Genomic DNA, 22,098 nt, shown 5'->3' with positions numbered 1-22,098 from the left:
CGACATGCTCTATCCCTTCCTGTACGCGGGCGGCTCGGGGCTGGACACCCTGCTGGAGGACGTGCGCCGCTCGACGCGCGAGAAGGCCGGCGACATCGTCCGGCTGCGCGAGACCGTCCTGGAGGAGTACGGCGAGGACCTCGCGGCCTGCGCCGCGCGGATGGCGGGCGCGTTCCGCTCCGGCGGCCGGCTGTTCGCGTTCGGGAACGGCGGCAGCTCGACGGACGCGCAGGACGTCGCGGCGCTGTTCCTCCACCCGGGCGGGTCCGCGCGGCCGCTGCCGGCGCTGGCGCTCACGACCGACGCCGCCGTCGTCACCGCGCTGTCCAACGACATCGGGTTCGAGGTGGTGTTCGCGCGGCAGCTCGCCGCGTTCGGGCGGCCCGGCGACATCGCGCTGGCGCTGTCCACCAGCGGGAACTCCGACAACCTGATCGCCGCGCTGCGGGAGGCGGAGCGGCGCGGGATGGTGACGGTCGGGCTCGCCGGATACACCGGGGGGCAGATGGCGGAGATGCCCGGCCTGCACCACCTGTTCACCGTGCCCTCGTCGTCGGTGCACCGCATCCAGGAGGCGCAGACGACGGTCTACCACGCCCTCTGGGAACTGACCCAGCACGAACTGACCCAGCACGAACTCGCACAGCAGGGATCGACGGGGGAGGCTTTCTGATGTGCCTGGCGATACCGGGCGAGATCGTGGAGATCATGCCGGACCGCCCGGTGGCGAAGGTGGACGTGACCGGCGTCCGGCGGGCGGTGAACACCGCCCTGCTGGACGGGGAGCGGCTCGCCGCGGGCGACTGGGTCCTCATCCATGTCGGGTTCGCCATGTCCAAGATCGACGAGGCCGAGGCGCGGGCGACGCTGGCGCTGCTGGAGGGCCTCGGCGAGGCCTATGACGACGAGATCGACGCGCTGCGGGAATCGAGGATCGACTGATGCGCTACGTCGACGAGTACCGGGATTCGGAGCGGGCGCGGGCGCTCGCGGCCTCGATCGCCTCGCTGTGCGAGGCCGGGCGGCACTACAAGTTCATGGAGGTGTGCGGCGGCCACACGCACACCATCTACAAGCACGGGCTGGAGGACTACCTGCCCGAGTCCATCTCGCTAGTGCACGGGCCGGGATGCCCGGTGTGCGTGATCCCGATGGGGCGGGTGGACGACGCGATCCACATCGCGTCCCAGCCGGACGTCATCATGACGTCGTTCGGCGACATGATGCGGGTGCCGGGCGGCAAGGGGTCGTTCCTGGACGCCAAGGCCGCCGGCGCCGACATCCGGATGGTGTACTCGCCGCTGGACGCGCTGAGGATCGCCGAGCGTAACCCGTCGCGGCGCGTGGTGTTCATGGGCATCGGGTTCGAGACGACCGCGCCGTCCACGGCCATGACGGTGCTGCGGGCGGCGGCGGCGGGCATCGAGAACTTCTCGGTGTTCTGCAACCACGTGACGATCCTTCCGGCGATCAAGGCGATCCTCGATTCGCCGGACCTGCGCCTGGACGGCTTCCTCGGCCCGGGGCACGTGTCGACCGTCATCGGCTGCCGGCCCTACTCGTTCATCACCGGCGACTACGGCAAGCCCCTGGTCGTCGCCGGGTTCGAGCCGCTGGACATCCTGCAGGCCGTGCACATGCTGCTGGTCCAGCTGGCCGAGGGCCGCTCGGAGGTGGAGAACCAGTACGGCCGGGTCGTCCCGTGGGACGGCAACCCCAGGGCGCTGGACGCGATCTCCAAGGTCATGGAGCTGCGGCCGTACTTCGAGTGGCGCGGCCTCGGCTTCATCTCGCACTCCGCGCTCCGGATGAAGGAGGAGTACGCCGCCTTCGACGCCGAGCGCATCTTCGAGATCCCGGGCGGCCGGGTCGCCGACCCGAAGGCGTGCCAGTGCGGCGAGGTGCTCAAGGGCGTCCTGAGGCCGTGGGAGTGCAAGGTCTTCGGGACCGCCTGCACCCCGGAGACGCCGATCGGCACGTGCATGGTCTCGTCCGAGGGCGCGTGCGCCGCGTACTACAACTTCGGCCGCTTCACCCGCGAGCGGATCATCGAGGTCGGCCGGACGAGGCAGCCGGAGAACCCCGGCCAGGTAAGGGAGACCGTTCGATGACCGTCCGCGAGGAGCAGGTGCTGGAACGGATCGAGCGCGCGCGGGGCCGCAAGGCCAGGCTGCGCGAGGACGCCATCACGCTCGCGCACGGCTCCGGCGGCAAGGCCACCCACACGCTGATCGAGGCGGTGTTCCGGGAGGCGTTCGCCAACCCGCTCCTGGACCGGCTGGACGACTCGGCGCGGTTCGCGGTGAACGGCGCCGAGCTCGCCTTCACCACCGACTCCTACGTCGTGTCGCCGCTGTTCTTCCCCGGCGGCGACATCGGCGACCTGGCCGTCAACGGGACCGTCAACGACCTCGCGGTCTGCGGCGCGCGCCCGCTGCACCTGTCGGCCGGGTTCATCCTCGAAGAGGGCTTCCCCGTCGCCGACCTGCGCCGCATCACCGAGTCGATGCGGCGCGCGGCCGACGCGGCGGGCGTCGACATCGTCACCGGGGACACCAAGGTCGTCGAGCGCGGGAAGGCCGACGGCTGCTACATCAACACCGGCGGCGTGGGGGTCGTGCGCTCCCGGCTGTCCGGGGAGCTCCGGCCCGGCGACGCCGTGCTGGTGACGGGGCCGATCGGGGAGCACGGCGTCACGATCATGCTGGCCCGCGGCGAGCTCGACTTCGAGGCCGACGTCGAGTCGGACACCGCGCCGCTGACCTGCCTGCTCGCCGACCTGGCCGACGCGTGCCCGGGCGGCGTCCGGCGGATGCGGGACGCGACCCGGGGCGGCGTCGCGACCGTCCTCAACGAGCTGGCGTCGGACGCCGGGGCGGCCGTGGCGGTGGACGAGGACGCGATCCCGGTGCGGCCGGCCGTCCGGGGCGCGTGCGAGCTGCTCGGGATCGACCCGATGTACGTCGCGTGCGAGGGCCGCGCCGTGGTCGTGGTCGCCCCCGAGTGCGAGCAGGCCGCCCTGGCGGCGCTGCGGGCCCACCCGCTCGGCGAGGAGGCCGCGGTCATCGGCCGCGTGACCGACGACCCGTCCGGCCTCGTCCTGCTGCGGACGGCCTTCGGCGGCACCCGCATCGTGGACCTCCTCGTCGGCGACCCGCTACCGCGCATCTGCTGACGCGGAGCGGCCCCGGCGGACGCCGGCGAGCGTGACGAGCAGCGACGCCGCCGTCAGCGCCGCCCCGAACCAGAGGACGCTCCTGACCCCCAGATGGTCGGCGAACAGCCCGCCGAACAGGGCACCGACCGCGATGGAGGTGTTGTAGGCCATGGTGTTCAGCGACATCGCGGCCTCGAAGGTGTCGGGCGCGGCGGCGAGCGTCATGTTGACCTGGCACAGCTGCCAGGCGCCGAAGGACACGCCCCACAGGACGAGCAGGACGACCGGCGCGGCCGTCCAGTGCCCGATCGCGAGCAGGAGCAGCAGGGACGCCACGAGCCCCGAGCAGGCGGTGACGAAGGTGGCCCGCAGGTGCCTGGTCGCGGTGTGCCCGGCGACGAAGTTCCCGACCGCGCCGCCGATGCCGTAGGCCATCAGGAGCCCGGTGATGGCCGCGGGGGAGGCGTTCGCGTCGCCCTCCAGGAACGGCCGCACGAAGGTGTAGGCGCCGAAGTGGCCGAGCACGAACAGCACGACGGTGACCATCACCGTCCGGAGCGGCACGTTCCTGACCGGCAGGAGGAAGACCTCCCGGACCGGCACCGCGTTCCGCGACGGCAGTGACGGGATCACGGCGGCGACCGTGAGGAGCACCAGCGCGCTGAGGCCGCTCCAGATGAGGAACGTCGTCCGCCAGCCGGTGAGGTCCTCGAGGAGCGTCCCGAGCGGCATGCCCGCCACCGCGGCGATCGAGATGCCGGACATCACCACCGCGGCCGCCCTGTTCGCGTGGCGCTCCGGGACGAGGCGCATCGCCATGCTCACGCCGATGGCCCAGAACACCCCGTTGGCGAACCCCATGGCGAGCCGCGTCGCCAGCAGCAGCGGAAAGTTCGGGGAGACGGCGGTGACCAGGTTCCCCGCCGCCAGGACCGCGAGCAGCGCCGACAGCAGGACGCGCCGGTTGACGCGCCTGGTCCACGCCACGATGAACGGCACGCCCAGCCCGGCCGAGATGCCGTAGACGGTGACCATCAGCCCTGCGACCCCGACCGAGACGCCCAGGCTGGTGCTCACCGGAGTGAGGATGCCGACGGGCATCAACTCGGTGGTGAGGAAGGCGAACAGGCTCGCCGTGATCGCCGCGACCCCCAGCCATGCCCGCAGGGCCGCCGGGGTCCGCTCCTCGGGTGCGGCCGGGCTCTCGGCCGTCTTCTCGTTCTCGCTTGTCGGCGCGTTCTTGTCCACCCCCGGAGTCTCGCCAGGGAGCCATTGATGAGTCCAACACATGTTTGTCATCTGATTGATCGTGATTCACGATGGATCGATGGAGCTCCAGCAGATGCGCTACGTGGTCGCGGTGGCCGAGACGGCGAACTTCACCCGCGCGGCCGAGCGGTGCCGGGTCGTCCAGTCGGCGCTGAGCCACCAGATCGCCCGGCTGGAACGCGAGCTCGGCACCCGCCTCTTCGACCGGACGAGCCGCCGGGTGCGGCTGACCCCGGCGGGGGAGGCCTTCCTCCCCGCCGCCCGGCAGGCCCTCGACGCCGCGGACCGGGCCCGCGCCGAGGTCGCGGCGGTGTCCGGCGAGATCCGCGGCCGGCTCGCCATCGGCGCGATCCCCACCGTGACGGCGGTGGACCTGCCGAACGCGCTGAAGGACTTCCACGTCCGCCATCCGCAGGTGCGGATCACGCTGCGCCTGGGCGGGAGCGCGGAGATGGCCGAGCGGGTGCGGCAGGGCACGCTGGACGTGGCGTTCCTCGGGCTGCCGCGCAGCGCGCAGCCGAAAGGCGTCCACGGCCGCGTCCTGGCCCGCGGTGAACTGGTCGCGGTGGTCGCCCCCGGGCACCCGCTGGCCGCGGCGGCGGACGTCGACCTGCGGGGGCTCTCGGACGAGGTGTTCGTCGACTTCTCCGCCGGGACGGCCGGGCGCGCGCAGTCCGACGAGGCTTTCGCCGCCGCCGGGGTCGTCCGGGACGTCGCCTTCGAGGTGACGACCCCGGACCTCGTGGTGCGGCTGGTCCGGCTCGGCCTGGGCGTCGGCATGCTGCCCGCCGCCTACGTCACCGGGGTCGCCGGCCTGCACGTCATCGAACTCCGCGACCCGCCCACCCGGGTGGAGCACATGATCTGGAGCCGCCTGGGCCCGTCCCCGGCCGCCGCCGCTTTCCTGGCGGGCCTGGACGTCCCGGCGGCCACCGCCCCACCTCGCGGCGCAACACCGGAAACGCCAGGGCCGGAAAAGGGCGGGGCGCCGCCGGACGAGGTCGAAGCCGCCGGGCGGTGAACCACTCCGGCGGCTTCGACTCCGTCCGGCGGCGCATATCCCGCGCCCTATGCGGAGACCAAGAAACCGCTTGTTGGCATTACATGGCCGACAATTGGGGACCGACCGGCCCACCGGCCCGCAGGCCTGCGCTTTTCACGTGATGTTGAGATCCGCTTGGGCGTTCTTCGCGGGGGGCGCGGGTACCCGCTGGCCATGACAGGGGAATCGTGCCGGCCGGTCTTCGTCCTCGGGTGCCCGAGGTCGGGGACGACGCTGCTCCAGCAGATGCTCCACTCGCACCGGCGCATCGCGTTCCCGTCCGAGACGCGGTTCGTGCACACCGCCTACGAGGCCCGGCACCGGTTCGGCGACCTGGAGCGGCCGGAGAACCGGCGCGCGCTGGCCGAGTGGATCACCAGCGGCGAGGGCACCAAGTTCAAGGTCCTGCGGCTGGACGCCGCCGCCGTGGTCGAGGAGATCGTGCAGGGGCCGCCGACGCTCGGCTCGGCGATCGCGGCCGTGTTCCGCGCCTACGCCCGCCGGCACGGCAAGCCGCGCTGGGGGGACAAGCGGCCGAGCTACTTCCGCCGGGTGCCGATGCTCCGGCGGATGTTCCCCGACGCCCAGTTCATCCATCTCGTCAGGGACGGACGGGACGCGGTGAGCTCCCTGATGCGGATGCCGTGGTTCCACGGCGACATCCACACCGCCGCGCTGACATGGCGGGAGGCGGTCGACACCGGCATGCGCCTGCGCGCCCGCCTCGGCCCCGCCACGTTCTACGAGTTCCGCTACGAGGACCTGGTCGCCGACCCCGAGGACGCCCTGACGCGGCTCTGCGAGTTCCTCGGCGAGGAGTACGACCCCGGGATGAGGACGGCGCACCGGCACGCCCGGCAGACGGTGCCGTCAACGCGGAAGTGGCACCTGCGCACGCACGAGGAGGTCAACGCCCGCCGGGTCGGGGCCTGGCGCGACCGCCTGGAGGGCTGGGAGGCGGACTTCGTCCAGTACGTCCTCGCGTCGCGGCTGCGCCGCCACGGCTACGCGCTGACGGAGGGGGCCCGTCCTCCGGCCGGGCAACTCGTAAGATTCCACCGGCTCGCGGTGTACCGGTGGCGGTCGCGGCACGCGCGGGCGGTCCTCGACCGGCTCGCGGAGGCGCGCGAGCCCAACCCCGTCGTGTCGTGCCTGGACGGCCCTGTAAGCGTGTCCTGACCGACTGATGGCTCCTGCCGGTTGGACAGATGAACCTTGCCTCTTGGTAAGACCGGCGCCGCGGGGCCGCGCGGCACCCGGTCGAAGGGTTGTCCGAAATTCTCATGGAACGTGCCCGGGGTGCGGTCGGCGGAGCGGCGCCCCGGGGCCGAGCCGGTTGGGGAACGGCGCAGGTCGCGTGCCGCCGGGGGGCCCGCGGGGGTGGACGTATCGGTGGGGCGCGGGGTGAGGGCGTGCCCGCCCGGCCCGCGCTGGGCCCTAATCGGAAGTGGTTACTGATCGGTAACTTCTCGCCGTTTTTACCGTACCACTGACTCGGTTTACAGGACGGAGACACCTTCGTGTCCGATCGTTCACAGCCGGATCGAGACACGCCCACCATTTGGTTGTATCTTGCGTGTTGCTCGTCTTCCGTTACCAATCGCGATTGATTCGATGATCCTCTGACAAAGGAGGAGTGGCGGTGACCCGATCGGAAACAATTTCCCACGACGAGCTGCAATCGTGGCTTCTTGACAAGATCGCCTTCTACCTCGACAGGCCTGTGGAAAACATCGATCCCGGGGTGGAACTCGCCCGCTACGGGGTCGACTCGGTGTACGCGATCAGCATCATCAGCGACATCGAGGACCACCTCCAGGTCGAGGTCGACGTGGCCGAGGCGCGGCGCCGGGAGACGGTGGCCGACCTCACCGACTACCTGCTCGACCTCGTCACGTGATGGCCGGCCGGCCCGAGGCCGGCGCCGCCGGGCCCGCCATGCCCGCCATGGTGGTGCTCGGCGACAGCGTGGCCGAGGGCCAGGACGATCCGGATCCGGCCGGCGGTTGGCTCGGCTGGGCCGGACGACTGGCCCGTCACCTGGGGATTCCCCGCGAGGAGATGCTCAACGCCTCCGATCCGGGCGCGACGGTCGAGGACGTGGTCCGCGACCAGCTGCCCGGCGTGCGGGAGTTGCGGCCGCGGCTGGTCGTGCTCGGCTGCGGCATGAACGACGCGCTGCGCGGCTTCGAGCCGGAGGCCGCGGCCCGCCGGCTGGCGGAGCTGTTCGGCTGGGCCCGCGGGCGCGGCGCGGTCGCCCTCGCCATCCCGGTGCCGCGGCCGCCGCTGCTGGACATCAGCCCGATATCGCAGTTCCGAAAGAAACGCACCGTACAACGCATTCACGACTTCAACGCCGAACTCGACCGGGTGTCGCGCGAGTTCGGAATGGCGTTCCCCGAGCGGGAAACGGTGGCGAGAGTCGCCGATCCGGCGATGTGGAGCGCCGACGGAATCCATCTGAACCCGGAAGGGCACGCCTATGTCGCGGAGGTGATGGCGCAGATCGCGGCAAGCCTGCTCGGCGAGCGGGTGAAATGAGTTCCGGGGGCCGATCAAGCAGTCTGGGAGACTGATGAAAAGAGAATATTCCGCCGCCCGCGCGCTGCGTTCGCCGCTGCTGCCGCTGCTCGCTCCCGTGCTGGCCGTGCAGGCATGGCGGACGGTGCGGCGGACACCGCGGCTCGCCCCGGCGACCGGGGACGAGAGGGGCTTCGTCGCCGGCGCCGATCCCCGGCGGGGCCCCGCCTTCCGGGTCGTGGTGATCGGCGAGTCCACCGCCGTGGGCGTCGGCGCGTCCCGGCACGCGGAGGCGCTGCCCGGCTTCCTGGCGGAGGAACTGGGCGAGCGGCTGCGGCGCAGCGTGTCCTGGTCGGTCTCCGGCGAGAACGGCGCGACGGCCCGGCGCATCATCGGCGGGCTCGTCCCGCCCGCGAACGGGTCGCCGCCGGACCTCGTGGTCGTCACCACGGGCATCAACGACCTGATCCGGCGGCGCTCCCTGCGCCGCTGGGCGGCGGACGTGACCGAGCTCGTCGCCCTGCTGCGCGGACGGTTCCCGGACGCGACGGTGCTCGTCGCCGGCATGCCGCCGGTGCACCGGTTCCCCGCCCTCCCGCGCCCGCTGCGCTCCGTCCTCGGCGCGCGGGCGCGCGCGATGGACCGCGTCATGCGGGACGCGGCCGCGGCGGGCGGCGCCGTCCACGCTCCCATGGACGAGGCGATGGCCCGCGACCGGCGGCTGTTCGCGTCCGACGGCTTCCACCCGTCGGCCGCGGGCTACCGGGTCTGGGCGCGGGACCTCGCCAGCGCCGCCGTGCCCCGCACCGCTCCCGCCGCCGCGCTCGGCGACCCCGCACCGGACACGCCCCCCGCCGGCGCCGTCCCGCCAAGGACGGCCGACTGACCGCACGGCAAGCGAAGGGAGCAGCCGAGATGACGGTGCCCGGAACGTTCCGATCGGCGGTGGAGGCCAAGGACCTCGCCGCGATCATCGGTGCGCTGGACCCGGCCATCGAGTTCCGCAGCCCGGTGATGGTGAAGCCCTACGTGGGCCGCGACACCGTCGCCGCGCTGCTCGGCGTCCTGCTGGACGTCTTCGAGGACTTCCACTACACCGACGAGCTGGTGGGGGTCCCCTCCGGCGGGGCGAACGGCGCGGGCCCGCCGGCGCACGCGCTGGTCTTCAGCGCGAAGGTGCTGGGCAAGGCCGTCCAGGGACTGGACCTGCTCAGGTACGGCGAGACCGGGCTCGTGACCGGTCTGACCGTCATGGTCCGCCCGCTGCCCGCGGCGATGACGCTCGCCCGGGTGGTCGGGAGGCGCATGGAGGATCCGATGAACGCCGACGACGCGGGGGGCCCGTCCGGCGATACCGCGCAGCCATAGGGAGCCGACCCGCACAGGAGTCGCGCCCTCGCCCCGGGAGGCGCGACCCGCACAAGGGAGTCGAAGAGAAAAATGGATAGCAAGGTCCCCGCACACCCCGTGCACTCCGCCCGCCCCGCCCACTCCGCGCACGGGGCCCACGCCGAGAACCCCGCCCACCCCGCGCATTCCGTCCACCCAGGCCATGCCGAGAACCCGGCCCCCGAGACCCCCGCACCCGAGAACTCCGCACCCGAGAACTCTGGACCTGACGACCGCGGACCCGGGAACCCCGGCCCCGAGGGGGCCGCACGCGAGAGGCCGCCGCGCGAGCGGCTGGCCCCCGCGCACCGGATCGCCGCCGATCTGGACGGCTACCTCGGCGACCCGATGGACGACGAGGCCGGACCGTTCTCCTACAAGGCCATCGTGGAGGCGGAGGAGCGCGACGAGCTTCCGCCCGGCGCGGTCGACGCCGTCCGGGCATGGGGTTTTCCCAAGTACTTGGTGCCGATCGGGCTGGGCGGGCGCCTGACGACCCTTGAGGAGCTGTTCTTCGTCACCCGCGGCATCTCCCGCCGCAGCGTCACCGTCGCGGTCATGTACGGTTCCGGGCTCCTGGCGGTGAACCCGGTGTGGCTGTGGGGCGACGACTGGCAGCGCAGGACCGTCGCGGACGGCGTGCTGCGCGGCGACCTGGCCTGCTTCGGCGTCTCGGAGGCCGACCACGGCAGCGACGTGATGGCGTCGGAGTCGGAGGCCGAGATCCAGGGGGACGAGCTGGTCCTGACCGGTGTGAAGTGGCCGGTCGGCAACGCCACCCGCGGACGGTTCGTCACCACCTATGCCAGGACCGGCCCGCGCGACTTCTCCCTCATCCTGGTCGACAAGCGGGAGCTGGACCCGGCCGCCTGGTCGTCGCTGCCGCCCGTCCGGACGGTCGGGCTGCGCGGCCACGACCTGTCCGGGGTCGCGTTCTCCGGGGCGCGGCTGCCCGCCGAGCGGGTGATCGGGCGGCGCGGCTCCGGGCTCGTCCAGACGCTGAAGACCCTCCAGATCACGCGGACCGCGATCGCCGCGCTGTCGGTCGGGACGATGGACGCCGTGGTGCGCATCGGGATGGAGTACGCGCGGCAGCGCACCCTGTACGGCTCGGACATCTACAAGATCCCGGTCATCCGCGACCACCTGGTCAAGGCGCACCTGGACCTGCTGATCGCCGAGTGCGTGGCGATCCCGGTGGCGCGCTGCCTGACGGTCGCGCCCGGCCGGCTCAGCCTGTGGTCGTCGATCGCGAAGTACTTCGTGCCCGTCCTCGGCGAGGAGGTCGTGGCCAGCATCGGGACCGTGCTCGCCGCGCGCGGCTACCTGCGCGAGGGCGTGGCGCACGGGGTGTTCCAGAAGCTCCAGCGCGACCACGCGATCGCGAGCATCTTCGAGGGCACCACGCACGTGAACCTCGCCAACGTCGCCGGCCAGCTGCCCTTCCTGATCGACCCGCCGGCGGAGACGGGCCGCGAGGACGAGCTGCTCGCCGACCTGTTCCGCTGGACGCGGACGCCGCCCCCCTGGGACCCCGACGGCCGCCTGCTCCAGCTCACCAACGAGGGCCGCGACGAGGTCGGCCAGCGGTTCGAGGAGATCTCCGAGGAGATGCTGGCGGCGGCGAACGCGCACGCCGCGCCCGGCGTCGCGGCCGAGCTGAAGGACCTGGTCTCGGCCATCGGCGCGCTGCGCGCCAGGATCGAGGAGGGCATCCGCGCGAACGAGGGCGACACCTCGTCGGTGGCGGCGCTGACGCGGGCCAAGAGGTACTGCGAACTGCACGCGATGACCTCGTGCATGCTCACCTGGCTGCACAACCGGAGCGCGTTCGGCGGGGCCTTCGAGGACGGCCAGTGGCTCGTCCTGTGCCTGCAACGGCTGCTCCAGCGGGCGCAACCCGACACCGTCCTGTCCGAGGACCTCCTCCCCGCACTGGAGGAGGCGATGTTCGCCGCCACGGGCGAGCGGCGCTGGTTCTCCCTGCTCTCCCTCGTCCCGCCGTCCTCCTCCCTGCTCCCCTCGGCCGGGGACGAGTGACACCCATGGCCGGGGCACCGGAGACCACGGGACACGCGGATTTCGTGTCGCTCGTCCGGCAGAACGTCCGGACGCACGGCGACGCCCGCTCCTTCACCTTCATCAGCGAGGAACCGGGACGGAAGTACAAGGAGAACGTGCTCGGTTTCGCCGAACTCGACCGGAAGGCCCGCGCGCTCGGCTGCCGCCTGGAGGCGCGCGGCCTGCGCGACCGGGCCGTCTTATTGCTCTATCCGGAAGGGCTGGAGTTCCTGACGGCGTTCCTCGGCTGCCTGTACGCGCGCGTCGTCGCCGTCCCGGCCCCGCTCCCGGACCTGGACGCGGGGAGGTTCGGCCGCACCCGCCGGATCATCGAGGACGCCGACGTCGCGCTCATCCTCACCGACACCGCCCACCGCGCCACCCTCGACGCGTGGCTGTCGGCCGCCGGGCTGAAGGGGCGCGTCCACTGCCTGGACACCCAGGCGGGCAAGGACACCGATCCCGGCGACTGGGCCCCGCCGGAGTGCGGCCCGGACACCCTCGCCTTCCTCCAGTACACCTCCGGGTCGACCAGCGCGCCGAAGGGCGTCATGGTCACCCACGGCAACCTGCTGGCCAACGGCGAGGAGATCAAGCGCCGCATCGAGGGGTCGTCCGCGACCGTCGGCGTCGGCTGGGTGCCGCACTACCACGACATGGGCCTGGTCGGGCAGTTCATCGAGCCGCTCTACCTCGGCTGCCGGTACGTGTTCACCTCGCCGATCACCTTCATCAAGCGGCCCGTGCTGTGGCTGGAGCTGATCACCCGGCACCGGGGGACGATCACCGTGGCGCCGAACTTCGGGTACGAGCTGGTGCTGCGCCGCGTCACCGACCGGCAGCTGGAGGGCCTGGACCTGTCGTCGCTGACCGTCGTGAAGAACGGCGCCGAGCCCGTCCGGGCCGCGACGCTGGAGGCGATCGCCGAGCGCTTCGCCCCGGTCGGGTTCAAGCCCTCGATGTGGATGCCCTGCTACGGGATGGCCGAGACGACCCTGCTCATCACCGGCGCGCCCCTCGGCGGCGGCCCCGTCGTCCGCGACTTCGACGCAGGCGCCCTCGCACGCAACGAGGCCGTCCCCGCGAGCGAAGCGGCCCCCGCGGGCGAGGTTCCGGAGGGCTCCGCCTCCTCGAACGGCGCGGGCCGCGGCGGCGTCAGGCGGCTCGTCAGCAGCGGGCGGCCCGTCACCCTCGACGTCCGCGTCGTCGACCCCGAGACCCGCGAAGAGCGGCCGGAGCGGCGCGTGGGCGAGATCTGGGTGCGCGGCGGCAGCGTCGCCCGCGGCTACTGGGAAAGCCCCGAGCAGACCGAGGCGGTCTTCCGCGCGCGCACGGCCGCGGACGAGGGCCCGTTCCTGCGGACGGGCGATCTCGGCTTCGTCGCCGACGGGGAGCTCTACGTCACCGGGCGGATCAAGGATCTGATCATCGTCAACGGCCGCAACATCCACGCGCACGACATCGAGGAGGTGGCGCGGGCGGCCCATCCGGCGGCGCTGCACGGCGCCGCCTTCGCGATCGACGCCGCCATCGACGCCGACGTCGGCGACCCCGCCGACACGGGCCGGGAGGTCGACGCGAGCCGGGAGCAGGTCGTCATCGTCCAGGAGATCAGCACCCGCGCCGCGGCCGGGACGCCCCTGGAGGAGGTCGCGGCGGTCATCAAGACCCGGGTCGCCCGCGCCTTCGAGCTGCCCTCCGTCAGCGTCGTGCTGGCGGCGCGGGGCTCGGTCAGGCGGACGACCAGCGGCAAGATGCAGCGCCGGCTGACCCGCGAGGCGTTCCTGAACGGGCAGATCAGCGAGCTCGCCGGCGCCCTCGAACCGGGCGTCGCCGGCCTCGGCGGAGCGCGCGCGTGAGCGCCGGGCCCGGCGCTCGGCGCGCCGCCGTGCGCCCTTTTCGTGCGCTTCGGGCGTCCCATTCGAAGATCGTCCAAATTGGCGCTGACCAATCCTAGTCAAAATGATGACTAATCATGTCGTTGTCTGATAACGTCGGGCATCACCCTGAGTCAAGGCGGGGAGAGAAGGCCGATGGCGTTGCGTCACGCGGTGCTGGCGGCGCTGCTCGACGGCGAGTACAGCGGCTACCAGCTGGCCAAGATCTTCGATTTGTCGGTCTCCAACTTCTGGCATGCCGTACCGCAGCAGCTCTACTCGGAGCTGTCGAGGTTGGAGACGGAAGGTCTGATCAGCGGGCGGCAGATCATCCAGCACGACCGGCCCAACAAGCGCGTGTACACCGTCACCCAGGCCGGCGTCGACGAGCTCGAACGGTTCGCCGTGACCCCCGCCAAGCCGGGGATCATCCGCGAGAACCTGCTCGTCATGGTCCAGGCGGTGGACCACCTCTCCGCCGACTCCGTCATCGCGCAGCTGGAGGACCGGGCGGTGGCCTCGGCGGCCAAGGTCGAGGTCTTCGAACGGACCCTCAAGCACCTGCGCGGCGACCTCGACGAGGAGGAGTTCCTGCGCACCGGGTCCCCCCTCGGGCCCTACCTCACGTGCCTGCGCGGACGCCGCTTCGAGCAGGAGAACTACGAGTGGTTCACCAGCACCGCCCGGCTGCTGCGCGCCCGGGCGGGCACCCAGTCCGAGGGGAGCGGCCCGCCATGAGCCGGCCGCGTCCCTCGCACGCCGTGCCGCCGTCCGCCCGGACGGCGGCGGCACCGGCACCAACCCCCCGAGCCCACCTCAGCCTCGCACCCCGGCCGGGCTGGAACAGGGCGGCACGCCTTAGTCAAGGAGGCGTTCATCATGTCGGGCGACCACCACACCATCGAACTCCCTAGCACCCCACTCCCGAGCCACCTGACCACCACCGCGTCGCAGGCCGCGCCACCGAACGGCGCCCCACCGAACGGCACGCTGCCGAACGGCACCCTGCCGGACGGGCTGCGGGCCCTGGACGAGCCCCCGGCGGTCCTGCTGGGCGAGCTGGCGCTGCCCGCCGAGCGGGAGTCGGTGCCGAGGGCCCGGCGGTTCAGCCGGTCCGTCAGCACCGCGTCCGGCATCGGGCACATCGCCGACGACGCCGAGGTACTGGTGTCCGAACTGGTCACCAACGCCGTCCGGCATGCGCCGGTCCCCGGCTCCGCGCTGTCCTTGCGGCTGCTGCGCGCCGGTACCCGGCTCCGCATCGAGGTGCACGACCAGAGCGCCGCCGTCCCGACGGCGCGGCCGGTCGACCTCATGGAGGAGACGGGCCGCGGCTGGTTCCTCGTCGCGGTCATGGCCGACGGGCACGGCACCGACCACACCGCCTCCGGCAAGGCGGTCTGGTGCGAGGTGCGCGCCTGGCCGCGGGACGAGCACCCCGGCCGCTGAGCATCTCCCGCGCACCCCGGTACGGCGATGGGAAGTGCCATGCCTGCTAACGCCATGCCCGCCGGCAACGGGCCCGCTGACAAGGGGCCCGGCGGCCAGGGGCCCGCTGACCGGTGGCCCGCCGACCGCCGGCCCGACCAGAGGCCCGTCGACCCCGGGCCCGCCGACCGGCGGCCCGTCGACCGGAGCCCCTTCGAGCAGGGGGCCTTCGGGCAGGGGGCCGTCGGCCGAGGGCCCGCCGAGAGGCCCGGCGACCACCGGCCCCGGCAGGACGAGCCGGCCGGCCGGCGGCCCGCCGATCCCCGCCGCCCCCCGGACTACTACCGGGAGGACGGGCGGCGCGCCACGGCCGAGGAGGCCCAGCGGCTGCTGCTCGACGTGCGGGGGCGCCTGCTCGCGCAGGACGTCATCCGCGTCGGCGCCGTCGTCGTGGTCGTCTCGACCTGGTTCACCGTGATCGACCTCGGACTCGCGGCGAACGGGAGGCCGCTGCTGTGGCAGACGATCGTGTCCGACCACGCGATGCACGCGGACATCGGGCAGTACACCACGCGGGAGAAGGCCCTGCGCGGGCACGCCCAGGCGGTCGCCATGATCACCAGTCGGCTGCGCGGCCTGGTCGCCCGCGCGGCGCTGGACGAGGCGCGGCCCTGACCGAACACCCGACACACGGGCACCCCCGACACACGGGCACCCCCGACACGTGGGCACCCCCGACACAAGGGCCGGCAGGCGCGGCCCGTCCCCGGCTTGAGGTAGTGATCTCGATGTCCCGCACCAAACCCCGCGACGACGCGGCCGGCCGCAGGCCCCGGCGCAGGCGCCCCATCCGGCTGCGGATCACGGCGCTGCTGCTGGTCCCGCTGGTGTCGCTCATCGCCCTGTGGGCGTTCGCCGCGAACATCACGCTCGGCGACGCGTTCGACAAGTACGACTTCTCGACGACGTACGAGAAGGTCGGCCTTCCCGGCATCTACCTGGTGAACCAGCTCCAGGCGGAGCGGTCCCTCAGCGTCGTCGCGCTCAGCACGCGCGACCCCGCCGACCGGCAGAAGTTAGGCGGGCAGCGCGCCCGGGTGAGCGCCGTCGACAAGGCGTTCCGCTCCACCGCGCTGTCGCCCGACGCGCGGGACGCGGCCCGCCCGGAGACCAAGAAGCGGCTCGCCGAGGCGGTCCGGGCGCTGGACCGGCTGCCGCAGCTGCGCGCCAAGGTCGACTCCGGCCGGGTCCAGCCGCTGGAGGTCATCAACTCCTACAGCGTCCTGCTGGACCAGGTCATCAAGGTCTTCGACGGCCTGGTGACGGTCAACGACGTCGCGATCTTCACCCAGGGGCGCGCGCTGATCGGCATCGGCAACGCCCGCGCCTACATGCTGCGGGAGGACTCGCTCGTCACCGCCGCGATGGCGCGGGGCGGCCGGCTCACCCCCGCCGAGCACACCGCGTTCGTCCAGTGGGCCGCGGAGGGCCGGCGCGAGTTCGACGCCGGGCTCGCCGACCTGAACGAGCAGATCCGCGGGCCGCTGGGCCGGCTCGCCGCGTCCCCGGAGTTCCAGCGGTACCGGGCGGCCGAGGACGCGATCGTGAACGCCCGCGGCGACCGGCTGCCGTCCGAGGCCGCGGACTGGCAGGCCACCTCGCAGCTGCTGTCGCAGGCGTGGGCGCAGAAGGTCACCGAGGCGAGCCTCGCGCTCAACGAGATGGCCAAGCCGATCGGTGAGCGGATCGTCATGCGGCTCGTTCTGGCGGGCGGGTTCGGACTGCTCGCGGTCATCGCCTCGATCGTGCTGTCGCTGCTCGCGGCGCGCAGCCTGTCGCGCGAGCTGCGGGGGCTCCAGCGCGCCGCGCTGAAGCTCGCCGAGGACCGGCTGCCCGGCGTCGTCGCCCGGCTGCGGCGCGGCGAGGAGGTGGACGTGGACGCCGAGGCCCCGCCGCTCGTCATCGGCAAGACCCGGGAGGTCGCGCGCGTCGGCGACGCCTTCACGAAGGTGCAGCACACCGCGATCGAGACCGCCGTCCGGGAGTCCTACCTGCGGCAGGGCATCAGCCGCGTCTTCCTCAACGTCGCGTGGCGCAGCCAGTCGCTGCTGCACCGCCAGCTGCGGATGCTGGACGAGATGGAGCGCGACGCGTCCGACCCCAAGGTGCTGGAGGACCTGTTCCGCCTCGACCACCTCACCACCCGCATGCGCCGGCACGCCGAGGGCCTGGTCATCCTGTCCGGGACGTCCCCGGGGCGGGGCTGGAGCCGGCCGGTGCACGTCGAGGACGTGCTGCGCGCCGCGGTCGCCGAGGTCGAGGACTACACGCGGGTCGAGATCGTCGTGGTGTCCGGGCAGGCCGCGGTGATCGGCGAGGCCGTCGCCGACATCATCCACTTGCTCGCCGAGCTGATCGAGAACGCCACGGTGTTCTCGCCCGCGCCCACCGAGGTGCTCGTCCGCGGCGAGATGGGCGCCAACGGGTTCGCCGTCGACATCATCGACCGCGGCATCGGGCTCGACCAGTCCGAGCTGGACGCGCTGAACCTGCGGCTGTCGCGGCCGCCCGAGTTCGACCTGGCCGTCACCGACCGGCTCGGGCTGTTCGTCGTCGCCCGGCTCGCCGGCCGGCACGGCATCAGGGTCGCCTTGCAGCCGTCCCTGTACGGAGGCGTCAGCGCGGTCGTGCTGATCCCGCGCCAACTGATCGTGGACGTCGACCAGCCCGAGGACGAGGACGGCGCCGTCCAGGCCGGGCCCGCCCAGCAGCGGGGCGCGGCGCCGGTGAACGGGTCGCTGCGGCCGTGGCCCCCGCCCCCGGCGTCCACCGCGACGCTCAACGCGCCCGTGTACGACACGGCCTCCGTCCAGGACCTCGCGCCGACCGACACGGCCTCCACGGACACGGCGCCCAACCACACCCTGCCCAACGGCGCACTGCCCAACGGTGCTGTGCCCAATGGCACGGCGCCCCACGAGACGGGGCCGGTCGGCGAAGGAGCGCCGTCAGAGACGCCGGTGTCCCTCCCCGAATGGACGAGCGAGGAGAGGCCGGACCAGAACGCGGCGGTGGGGTTCGGCGACGGTGACCAGACCCCGACGTCGTTCGGGACCCCACCGTCGCACGGTCCGCCGCCGTCGCGAGGGGCGCCGCCGCAGACCGAGGCCGCGCGGCCGTTCCAGGCCGCTCGCCCCCAGGCTCCCGCCTACGGCGGCGGGACGTACGGGGGAGCGGCGGGCCGGTACGGAGCGCCCGCGTCGTTCGGCGACCCCGGGTTCGGGGAGCCTCCGTTCGGCGGGGCGCCGTTCGGGGAGGCGCAGGCGCAGACGGCCGGCGGGCGGGCCCCGCTGCCGCGCCGGGTGCGCGGCGGGAGCCTGGCGCCCCAGCTGCGCGACGCCGCCGTCTACGAGGAGACGAACCCCTACGAGGAGACCGGCCCGTACGGAGAAGAGTCCGCGGCCACCGGTGACGCGATCGCCGCCTGGGAGGAACGGTCGGCGGAGGCGTCCCGCGACCTGTTCGCGTCCCTGCAGGCGGGCTGGCTGCGCGGCCGGGACGAGGACGAGGCGCCGGACGGACCCATGGACGGCACGGAAGGAAGATCATGACCCATCAGGGAGTCGCCGCCGAGCTCAACTTCCTCCTCGACGACCTGGTCGACCGGGTCCCGCAGATCCGGAAGGTGGTCGTGCTGTCCAGGGACGGGCTCGTCATGGGCATGTCGCGGGGCGTCGGCCGCGAGGACTCCGAGTACCTCGCGGCCCTCGCCGCCGGGTTCCACAGCCTCGCCGTCGGGGCGCGGCCGCAACTGGACTCCGGCGAGATCCGGCAGACGCTCGTCGAGATGGACAAGGGCCTGTTCTTCGTCGTGCCCGCCGGCGCCAACAGCTGCCTCGCCCTGCTGAGCGAGGTCGGCGCCAACGCGGGACTCGTCGCCTACGAGATGACGATGCTGGTCAAGCGGGTCCACCGGCAGCTGTCCACCGGACTCAGGCAGGGCGCGCCCGGGACCGGACCCAGGTGACCCGCCATGGACCCCAGTAGCGGGCCCGGTGCTCCCCGGGGTCCCGGCCGGGAACGGTGGCTCGACGCCGCCGCCGGGCCGATCGTCCGCCCCTACGCGGTGACGCGCGGCCGCACCCGGCCGAGCGGCGAGCCGCTCGACATCGTGGCGATCCTCGTCGCGACCGGGCGGCCGCCGCCCGAGCCCGGCCGGCTCTCCCGCCAGCAGCGCGGGCTGCTGGCGCTGTGCCGGCGCCCGCACGCCCTCGCCGACCTCGCCTCGGACCTGAACCTGCCGTTCGGGGTGATCCGGGTGCTGGCCGGCGACCTGATCGACTCCGGCCTCCTGGAAGTCCAGCGATGGTCCCCGGCGCCGTCGCCGTCCGGGCCGTTCGGCCAGGCGACCGCCATCCAGCCGCACAACGACCCGAACCTGCTCAGGAGGGTGCTCGATGAACTCCGCGCGCTCTGACGCCCCGCCCCCCGCCGCGGCGGCCCCGGACGAGCCCGACGAACGGGCGGACGGCCCGCGCGTCGCACTGAAGATCCTGGTCGCCGGAGGGTTCGGCGTCGGGAAGACGACGCTGGTCGGCGCGGTCAGCGAGATCCGGCCGCTGCGCACCGAGGAGGCGCTGACGGACGTGAGCGTCGGCGTCGACGACCTCGACGGCGTGGCCGCCAAGACCACCACGACCGTGGCGATGGACTTCGGCCGCATCACGCTGCGCGACGGCGTCGCCATCTACCTGTTCGGCACGCCCGGCCAGGAGCGGTTCTGGTTCATGTGGAACGAGCTGTCGCGCGGCGCGCTCGGCGCGGTCGTGCTCGCCGACACGCGGCGGCTGATGGCGAGCTTCGCCTCGATCGACTACTTCGAGCGCAAGGGCACGCCGTTCATCGTCGCCGTCAACTGCTTCGACGACGCCGACCGCTACGAGCCGCCCGAGATCCGGTCGGCGCTGGACATCGACCCCCACGTCCCCGTCCTGCTGTGCGACGCGCGCCGGACGGTGTCGGCGAAGCAGGTGCTCGTGTCGCTGGTCGAGCACGCCCTGCGGCTCGCCGGCGGCACCCGGCACCCCTGACCGCCGGCCCGTCGCGGGACCGGCCCGCCGCCGGTCAGCCCCCGGTTCCGCCGGGCTCGTCGTCCGCCGTGCTCGGCGGCCCCATGACGATCTCGTCCACCGCCACGTCGTGGCCGTCGGCGCATCTGACCTGCGCCGTCACGCGCTCGTCGCAGCGGGCGTGCGTCAGCATGACCTGGCGCCCCTCCTCGTGGGGAAGGTAGGTCTCGCCCCATTCCATGAGGCTGACGAGGGTGGGCGCGAGGTCCAGGCCCATCTTCGTCAGGTGGTACTCGTAGCGCGTGCGCTGCCCCGGCTCCTGGTAGGGCTCCCTGGTGAGCAGGCCGGCGTCGACGAGATGGCGCAGCCGGGCGGTGACGGCCGACTCCGTCATGCCGAGGTTGCGCACGAAGTCGCCGAATCGGTTGGTCCCGAAGAAGGCCTCGCTGAGCACCAGCACCGCCGACGGCGGGCCGAGCGCGGCGAGCGTCCTCGCGACCGGGCAGTTCTGCATCGACCAGGTCTCGCGGTCGGCGAAGTGCCCTTCCAGTGTGATTGTCACCGTTCCACTATAAACCTGCTGACTTTGCTTGACCAAAGTCAGGGGGCTCGCTAGCCTCCCTGACTATGGTGGAACAAAGTCAGGTGCGCGGCGCGGGCCGGGTCCGCAGGGGGCCGGTGCTCGCGGTGCTCTCCGTCGCCTCCTTCATGGCGGGCCTCGACCTGTTCATCGTCAACGTGGCGTTCACCGACATCGGCCGCGACTTCGCCGGGGAGTCGATGGCCGACCTGTCGTGGGTGCTCAACGGGTACGCGATCGCCTTCGCCGCGCTGCTCGTGCCGCTCGGCAGGCTCGCCGACCGCTACGGCCGCAAGGCGGGCCTCGTCCTCGGCCTCACCGTCTTCACCCTCGCCTCCCAGGCGTGCGCCGCGGCCCCCTCGCTGTGGTGGCTCGTCGCCTTCCGCGTCGTCCAGGCCGCGGGCGCCGCGGCGCTCATCCCCACCAGCCTCGGCCTGCTGCTGTCGGCGTTCCCGGCGGAGCGGCGCGGCGGCGCGGTGCGGATCTGGTCGGCGGCCTCGGCGATCGCCGCCGCGGCCGGGCCCGCCGTCGGCGGCGTCCTCGTCGACGCCTCCTGGCGCTGGGTGTTCGAGGTCAACGTCCCCATCGGGACCGCGGCGGTGCTGCTCGCGGCCCGGCTCGTCCCCGACTCGCGCGAGGGCGCCACCGCCCGCGTCCCCGACCTGGCCGGCACGGCCGTGGCCACCGCGGCGATCGCGCTGCTGGCGCTCGGCCTCGTCAAGATCAACGACTGGCCGGGCGAGCGGACCACCGTCGTGGTCGCCGCCGCGCTGCTCGCGCTCACCTGGTTCTGGCTGCGTTCCCTGCGCCACCCCGCACCGGTGATCGAGCCCGCGCTCCTCGCCGTCCGCACCTTCTTCTGGTCCAACGCCGCGGTGCTGCTGTTCACCGTCGCGTTCGCCGCCAACCTGCTGCTCGGCGTCCTGTGGATGCAGCAGGTCTGGCACTACTCGCCCATCCGCACCGGGCTCGCCGTCGCGCCCGGCCCGCTGATGGTCCCCGTCATGGCGCTCATCGCCGGACGCCTCGCGGCCGCGCGCGTCCCGGTCGGGCTGATCACCGCCGTCGGGTGCATGCTCTGCGCCTTCGGCGTCGTCCTGATCGCGATGAGCCTCGGCCCCGCGCCGGCCTACGCGTCGGAGATGCTGCCGGGCTGGCTCGTCGGCGGGACGGGCGTCGGCCTGGCTCTGCCCACCATCCTGTCCGCCGCCGCGGTCGAGCTGCCGTCCCACCGCTACGCCACCGGCAGCGCCGTGGTGAACATGAGCCGCCAGATCGGCGCCGTCCTCGGCGTCAGCCTCGCCGTCGCGGTCCTCGGCACCCCGCACGGCTACCCCGGCCTCCACACCGCCTACGTCCACGCTTGGCTGATGGTCGGCGCGTTCATGGTGATCGCCGCGATCACCGCCCTTGGCATGACACCGCGCCGGCCCCGGCCGTCCAGTCCCGTCCCCGAGCCAGAAACGGAAGTGATCGCCCGCGCCTGAAACCCCTCCTTGACACGGGAAACGGGCGAAGCCTTGACCCGGACCGCGAGGCCCGGTTCGTCCGTACCCCGCACAGCAGGCACCTCATCCGGAGAGGTGCCTGCTGTATTTATTGTGTTTTTTGGGCGGTGGGGGGGCGGGGGGGGGGGGCGCCCCCCCAAAAAACGGGGGGGAGGGGGAAGCCCCCCGGCCCCCGGGCGGGGGGGGCGCGGGCGCGCA

22 protein-coding genes are annotated in these 22,098 nt (G+C 73.0%); 20 read left to right on the top strand and 2 right to left on the bottom strand.

Annotated features, from left to right (window positions below; translation table 11 throughout):
* Positions 1 to 4: 4 nt before the first annotated feature.
* Genes ABWI07_RS08205 through hypE form a run of 4 tightly spaced genes read left to right on the top strand, consistent with a single transcriptional unit; the run spans position 5 to position 3,175 of the window.
* A complete protein-coding gene (locus ABWI07_RS08205; RefSeq protein WP_149261030.1) occupies positions 5 to 673 on the top strand; it encodes a D-sedoheptulose-7-phosphate isomerase in 669 nt (222 codons plus the stop codon).
* Positions 673 to 942 carry a HypC/HybG/HupF family hydrogenase formation chaperone gene (locus ABWI07_RS08200; RefSeq protein WP_149261029.1) on the top strand — a complete coding sequence of 90 codons (270 nt, stop codon included), beginning with the start codon at positions 673 to 675 and terminating at the stop codon, positions 940 to 942. The genes ABWI07_RS08205 and ABWI07_RS08200 overlap by 1 nt, the downstream gene beginning before the upstream one ends.
* On the top strand, positions 942 to 2,111 hold the full coding sequence (hypD, locus tag ABWI07_RS08195; protein ID WP_353818086.1) for a hydrogenase formation protein HypD: 1,170 nt from the start codon (positions 942 to 944) through the stop codon (positions 2,109 to 2,111). Before ABWI07_RS08200 ends, hypD begins: the two co-directional genes overlap by 1 nt.
* Positions 2,108 to 3,175 carry a hydrogenase expression/formation protein HypE gene (gene hypE, locus ABWI07_RS08190; protein ID WP_149261027.1) on the top strand — a complete coding sequence of 356 codons (1,068 nt, stop codon included), beginning with the start codon at positions 2,108 to 2,110 and terminating at the stop codon, positions 3,173 to 3,175. The genes hypD and hypE overlap by 4 nt, the downstream gene beginning before the upstream one ends.
* On the opposite strand, the gene ABWI07_RS08185 is transcribed toward hypE, so the two are convergent.
* Positions 3,158 to 4,405, bottom strand: a complete 1,248-nt coding sequence (locus ABWI07_RS08185; RefSeq protein WP_353818085.1) for an MFS transporter — start codon at positions 4,403 to 4,405, stop codon at positions 3,158 to 3,160. The genes hypE and ABWI07_RS08185 overlap by 18 nt on opposite strands.
* A 79-nt stretch (positions 4,406 to 4,484) precedes the next feature.
* On the opposite strand from ABWI07_RS08185, the gene ABWI07_RS08180 reads away from it, so the two are divergent.
* From ABWI07_RS08180 to ABWI07_RS08110, 15 genes are all read left to right on the top strand, one after another.
* Positions 4,485 to 5,447, top strand: a complete 963-nt coding sequence (locus ABWI07_RS08180; RefSeq protein ID WP_353818084.1) for a LysR family transcriptional regulator — start codon at positions 4,485 to 4,487, stop codon at positions 5,445 to 5,447.
* 195 nt (positions 5,448 to 5,642) lie between these two features.
* Entirely contained in the window at positions 5,643 to 6,647 is a 1,005-nt protein-coding gene (locus ABWI07_RS08175) for a sulfotransferase family protein (RefSeq protein ID WP_353818083.1), read from the top strand.
* Between the two features lie 463 nt (positions 6,648 to 7,110).
* Positions 7,111 to 7,368, top strand: a complete 258-nt coding sequence (locus tag ABWI07_RS08170; RefSeq protein ID WP_160160994.1) for an acyl carrier protein — start codon at positions 7,111 to 7,113, stop codon at positions 7,366 to 7,368.
* The gene (locus tag ABWI07_RS08165) at positions 7,368 to 8,009 is read left to right on the top strand and encodes an SGNH/GDSL hydrolase family protein (RefSeq protein ID WP_149261023.1); all 642 of its coding nucleotides are present in this window, start codon (positions 7,368 to 7,370) and stop codon (positions 8,007 to 8,009) included. Before ABWI07_RS08170 ends, ABWI07_RS08165 begins: the two co-directional genes overlap by 1 nt.
* 34 nt (positions 8,010 to 8,043) lie before the next feature.
* Positions 8,044 to 8,874, top strand: coding sequence for an SGNH/GDSL hydrolase family protein (locus ABWI07_RS08160; protein WP_149261022.1), 831 nt, complete (start codon positions 8,044 to 8,046; stop codon positions 8,872 to 8,874).
* A gap of 29 nt (positions 8,875 to 8,903) precedes the next feature.
* Entirely contained in the window at positions 8,904 to 9,356 is a 453-nt protein-coding gene (locus ABWI07_RS08155; protein WP_149261021.1) for a nuclear transport factor 2-like protein, read from the top strand.
* Between the two features lie 72 nt (positions 9,357 to 9,428).
* Positions 9,429 to 11,417 carry an acyl-CoA dehydrogenase family protein gene (locus ABWI07_RS08150; RefSeq protein ID WP_353818082.1) on the top strand — a complete coding sequence of 663 codons (1,989 nt, stop codon included), beginning with the start codon at positions 9,429 to 9,431 and terminating at the stop codon, positions 11,415 to 11,417.
* 5 nt (positions 11,418 to 11,422) lie between these two features.
* Positions 11,423 to 13,297 carry a fatty acyl-AMP ligase gene (locus ABWI07_RS08145; RefSeq protein ID WP_149261020.1) on the top strand — a complete coding sequence of 625 codons (1,875 nt, stop codon included), beginning with the start codon at positions 11,423 to 11,425 and terminating at the stop codon, positions 13,295 to 13,297.
* Between the two features lie 174 nt (positions 13,298 to 13,471).
* Complete coding sequence (locus tag ABWI07_RS08140; RefSeq protein WP_149261019.1) at positions 13,472 to 14,053, top strand: PadR family transcriptional regulator; 582 nt, start codon at positions 13,472 to 13,474, stop codon at positions 14,051 to 14,053.
* Between the two features lie 141 nt (positions 14,054 to 14,194).
* Positions 14,195 to 14,764 (top strand): ATP-binding protein, encoded by a 570-nt coding sequence (locus tag ABWI07_RS08135; RefSeq protein WP_149261018.1) that lies wholly within the window; start codon positions 14,195 to 14,197, stop codon positions 14,762 to 14,764.
* Between the two features lie 39 nt (positions 14,765 to 14,803).
* Positions 14,804 to 15,418: a hypothetical protein gene (locus ABWI07_RS08130; protein WP_149261017.1), complete on the top strand. Its 615-nt coding sequence runs from the start codon at positions 14,804 to 14,806 to the stop codon at positions 15,416 to 15,418.
* Between the two features lie 113 nt (positions 15,419 to 15,531).
* The gene (locus ABWI07_RS08125) at positions 15,532 to 18,354 is read left to right on the top strand and encodes a nitrate- and nitrite sensing domain-containing protein (protein ID WP_353818081.1); all 2,823 of its coding nucleotides are present in this window, start codon (positions 15,532 to 15,534) and stop codon (positions 18,352 to 18,354) included.
* Positions 18,351 to 18,770, top strand: coding sequence for a roadblock/LC7 domain-containing protein (locus ABWI07_RS08120; RefSeq protein ID WP_149261015.1), 420 nt, complete (start codon positions 18,351 to 18,353; stop codon positions 18,768 to 18,770). The genes ABWI07_RS08125 and ABWI07_RS08120 overlap by 4 nt, the downstream gene beginning before the upstream one ends.
* A 6-nt stretch (positions 18,771 to 18,776) precedes the next feature.
* Positions 18,777 to 19,220, top strand: a complete 444-nt coding sequence (locus ABWI07_RS08115) for a DUF742 domain-containing protein (RefSeq protein WP_149261014.1) — start codon at positions 18,777 to 18,779, stop codon at positions 19,218 to 19,220.
* Positions 19,201 to 19,833, top strand: a complete 633-nt coding sequence (locus ABWI07_RS08110; protein ID WP_149261013.1) for a GTP-binding protein — start codon at positions 19,201 to 19,203, stop codon at positions 19,831 to 19,833. The genes ABWI07_RS08115 and ABWI07_RS08110 overlap by 20 nt, the downstream gene beginning before the upstream one ends.
* Positions 19,834 to 19,867: 34 nt before the next feature.
* Here ABWI07_RS08110 and ABWI07_RS08105 read toward each other — a convergent pair whose 3' ends face one another.
* Positions 19,868 to 20,374 (bottom strand): winged helix-turn-helix transcriptional regulator, encoded by a 507-nt coding sequence (locus ABWI07_RS08105; RefSeq protein WP_200842039.1) that lies wholly within the window; start codon positions 20,372 to 20,374, stop codon positions 19,868 to 19,870.
* Between the two features lie 65 nt (positions 20,375 to 20,439).
* Here ABWI07_RS08105 and ABWI07_RS08100 point away from each other — a divergent pair, with 65 nt between their 5' ends.
* The gene (locus ABWI07_RS08100) at positions 20,440 to 21,879 is read left to right on the top strand and encodes an MFS transporter (protein WP_353818080.1); all 1,440 of its coding nucleotides are present in this window, start codon (positions 20,440 to 20,442) and stop codon (positions 21,877 to 21,879) included.
* The last annotated feature ends 219 nt before the right edge of the window (positions 21,880 to 22,098 follow it).

Origin of the sequence: Actinomadura sp. NPDC000600, from assembly GCF_040492135.1 — a bacterium.
In the GTDB taxonomy this organism is placed as follows: Bacteria; Actinomycetota; Actinomycetes; order Streptosporangiales; family Streptosporangiaceae; genus Spirillospora.
Note: the sequence above shows the minus strand (reverse complement) of the source record. Positions and strands in the feature narration are given on the sequence as shown.

Coding starts and splice junctions, on each gene's coding strand:
- ABWI07_RS08205 (WP_149261030.1), top strand. CDS start 5: ATGCTCTATCCCTTCCTGTACGCGGGCGGCTCGGGGCTGGACACCCTG.
- ABWI07_RS08130 (WP_149261017.1), top strand. CDS start 14,804: ATGCCTGCTAACGCCATGCCCGCCGGCAACGGGCCCGCTGACAAGGGG.
- ABWI07_RS08175 (WP_353818083.1), top strand. CDS start 5,643: ATGACAGGGGAATCGTGCCGGCCGGTCTTCGTCCTCGGGTGCCCGAGG.
- hypE (WP_149261027.1), top strand. CDS start 2,108: ATGACCGTCCGCGAGGAGCAGGTGCTGGAACGGATCGAGCGCGCGCGG.
- ABWI07_RS08110 (WP_149261013.1), top strand. CDS start 19,201: ATGAACTCCGCGCGCTCTGACGCCCCGCCCCCCGCCGCGGCGGCCCCG.
- ABWI07_RS08150 (WP_353818082.1), top strand. CDS start 9,429: ATGGATAGCAAGGTCCCCGCACACCCCGTGCACTCCGCCCGCCCCGCC.
- ABWI07_RS08145 (WP_149261020.1), top strand. CDS start 11,423: ATGGCCGGGGCACCGGAGACCACGGGACACGCGGATTTCGTGTCGCTC.
- ABWI07_RS08180 (WP_353818084.1), top strand. CDS start 4,485: ATGGAGCTCCAGCAGATGCGCTACGTGGTCGCGGTGGCCGAGACGGCG.
- ABWI07_RS08115 (WP_149261014.1), top strand. CDS start 18,777: ATGGACCCCAGTAGCGGGCCCGGTGCTCCCCGGGGTCCCGGCCGGGAA.
- ABWI07_RS08165 (WP_149261023.1), top strand. CDS start 7,368: ATGGCCGGCCGGCCCGAGGCCGGCGCCGCCGGGCCCGCCATGCCCGCC.
- ABWI07_RS08135 (WP_149261018.1), top strand. CDS start 14,195: ATGTCGGGCGACCACCACACCATCGAACTCCCTAGCACCCCACTCCCG.
- ABWI07_RS08100 (WP_353818080.1), top strand. CDS start 20,440: ATGGTGGAACAAAGTCAGGTGCGCGGCGCGGGCCGGGTCCGCAGGGGG.
- ABWI07_RS08125 (WP_353818081.1), top strand. CDS start 15,532: ATGTCCCGCACCAAACCCCGCGACGACGCGGCCGGCCGCAGGCCCCGG.
- ABWI07_RS08160 (WP_149261022.1), top strand. CDS start 8,044: ATGAAAAGAGAATATTCCGCCGCCCGCGCGCTGCGTTCGCCGCTGCTG.
- ABWI07_RS08155 (WP_149261021.1), top strand. CDS start 8,904: ATGACGGTGCCCGGAACGTTCCGATCGGCGGTGGAGGCCAAGGACCTC.
- ABWI07_RS08120 (WP_149261015.1), top strand. CDS start 18,351: ATGACCCATCAGGGAGTCGCCGCCGAGCTCAACTTCCTCCTCGACGAC.
- ABWI07_RS08140 (WP_149261019.1), top strand. CDS start 13,472: ATGGCGTTGCGTCACGCGGTGCTGGCGGCGCTGCTCGACGGCGAGTAC.
- hypD (WP_353818086.1), top strand. CDS start 942: ATGCGCTACGTCGACGAGTACCGGGATTCGGAGCGGGCGCGGGCGCTC.
- ABWI07_RS08200 (WP_149261029.1), top strand. CDS start 673: ATGTGCCTGGCGATACCGGGCGAGATCGTGGAGATCATGCCGGACCGC.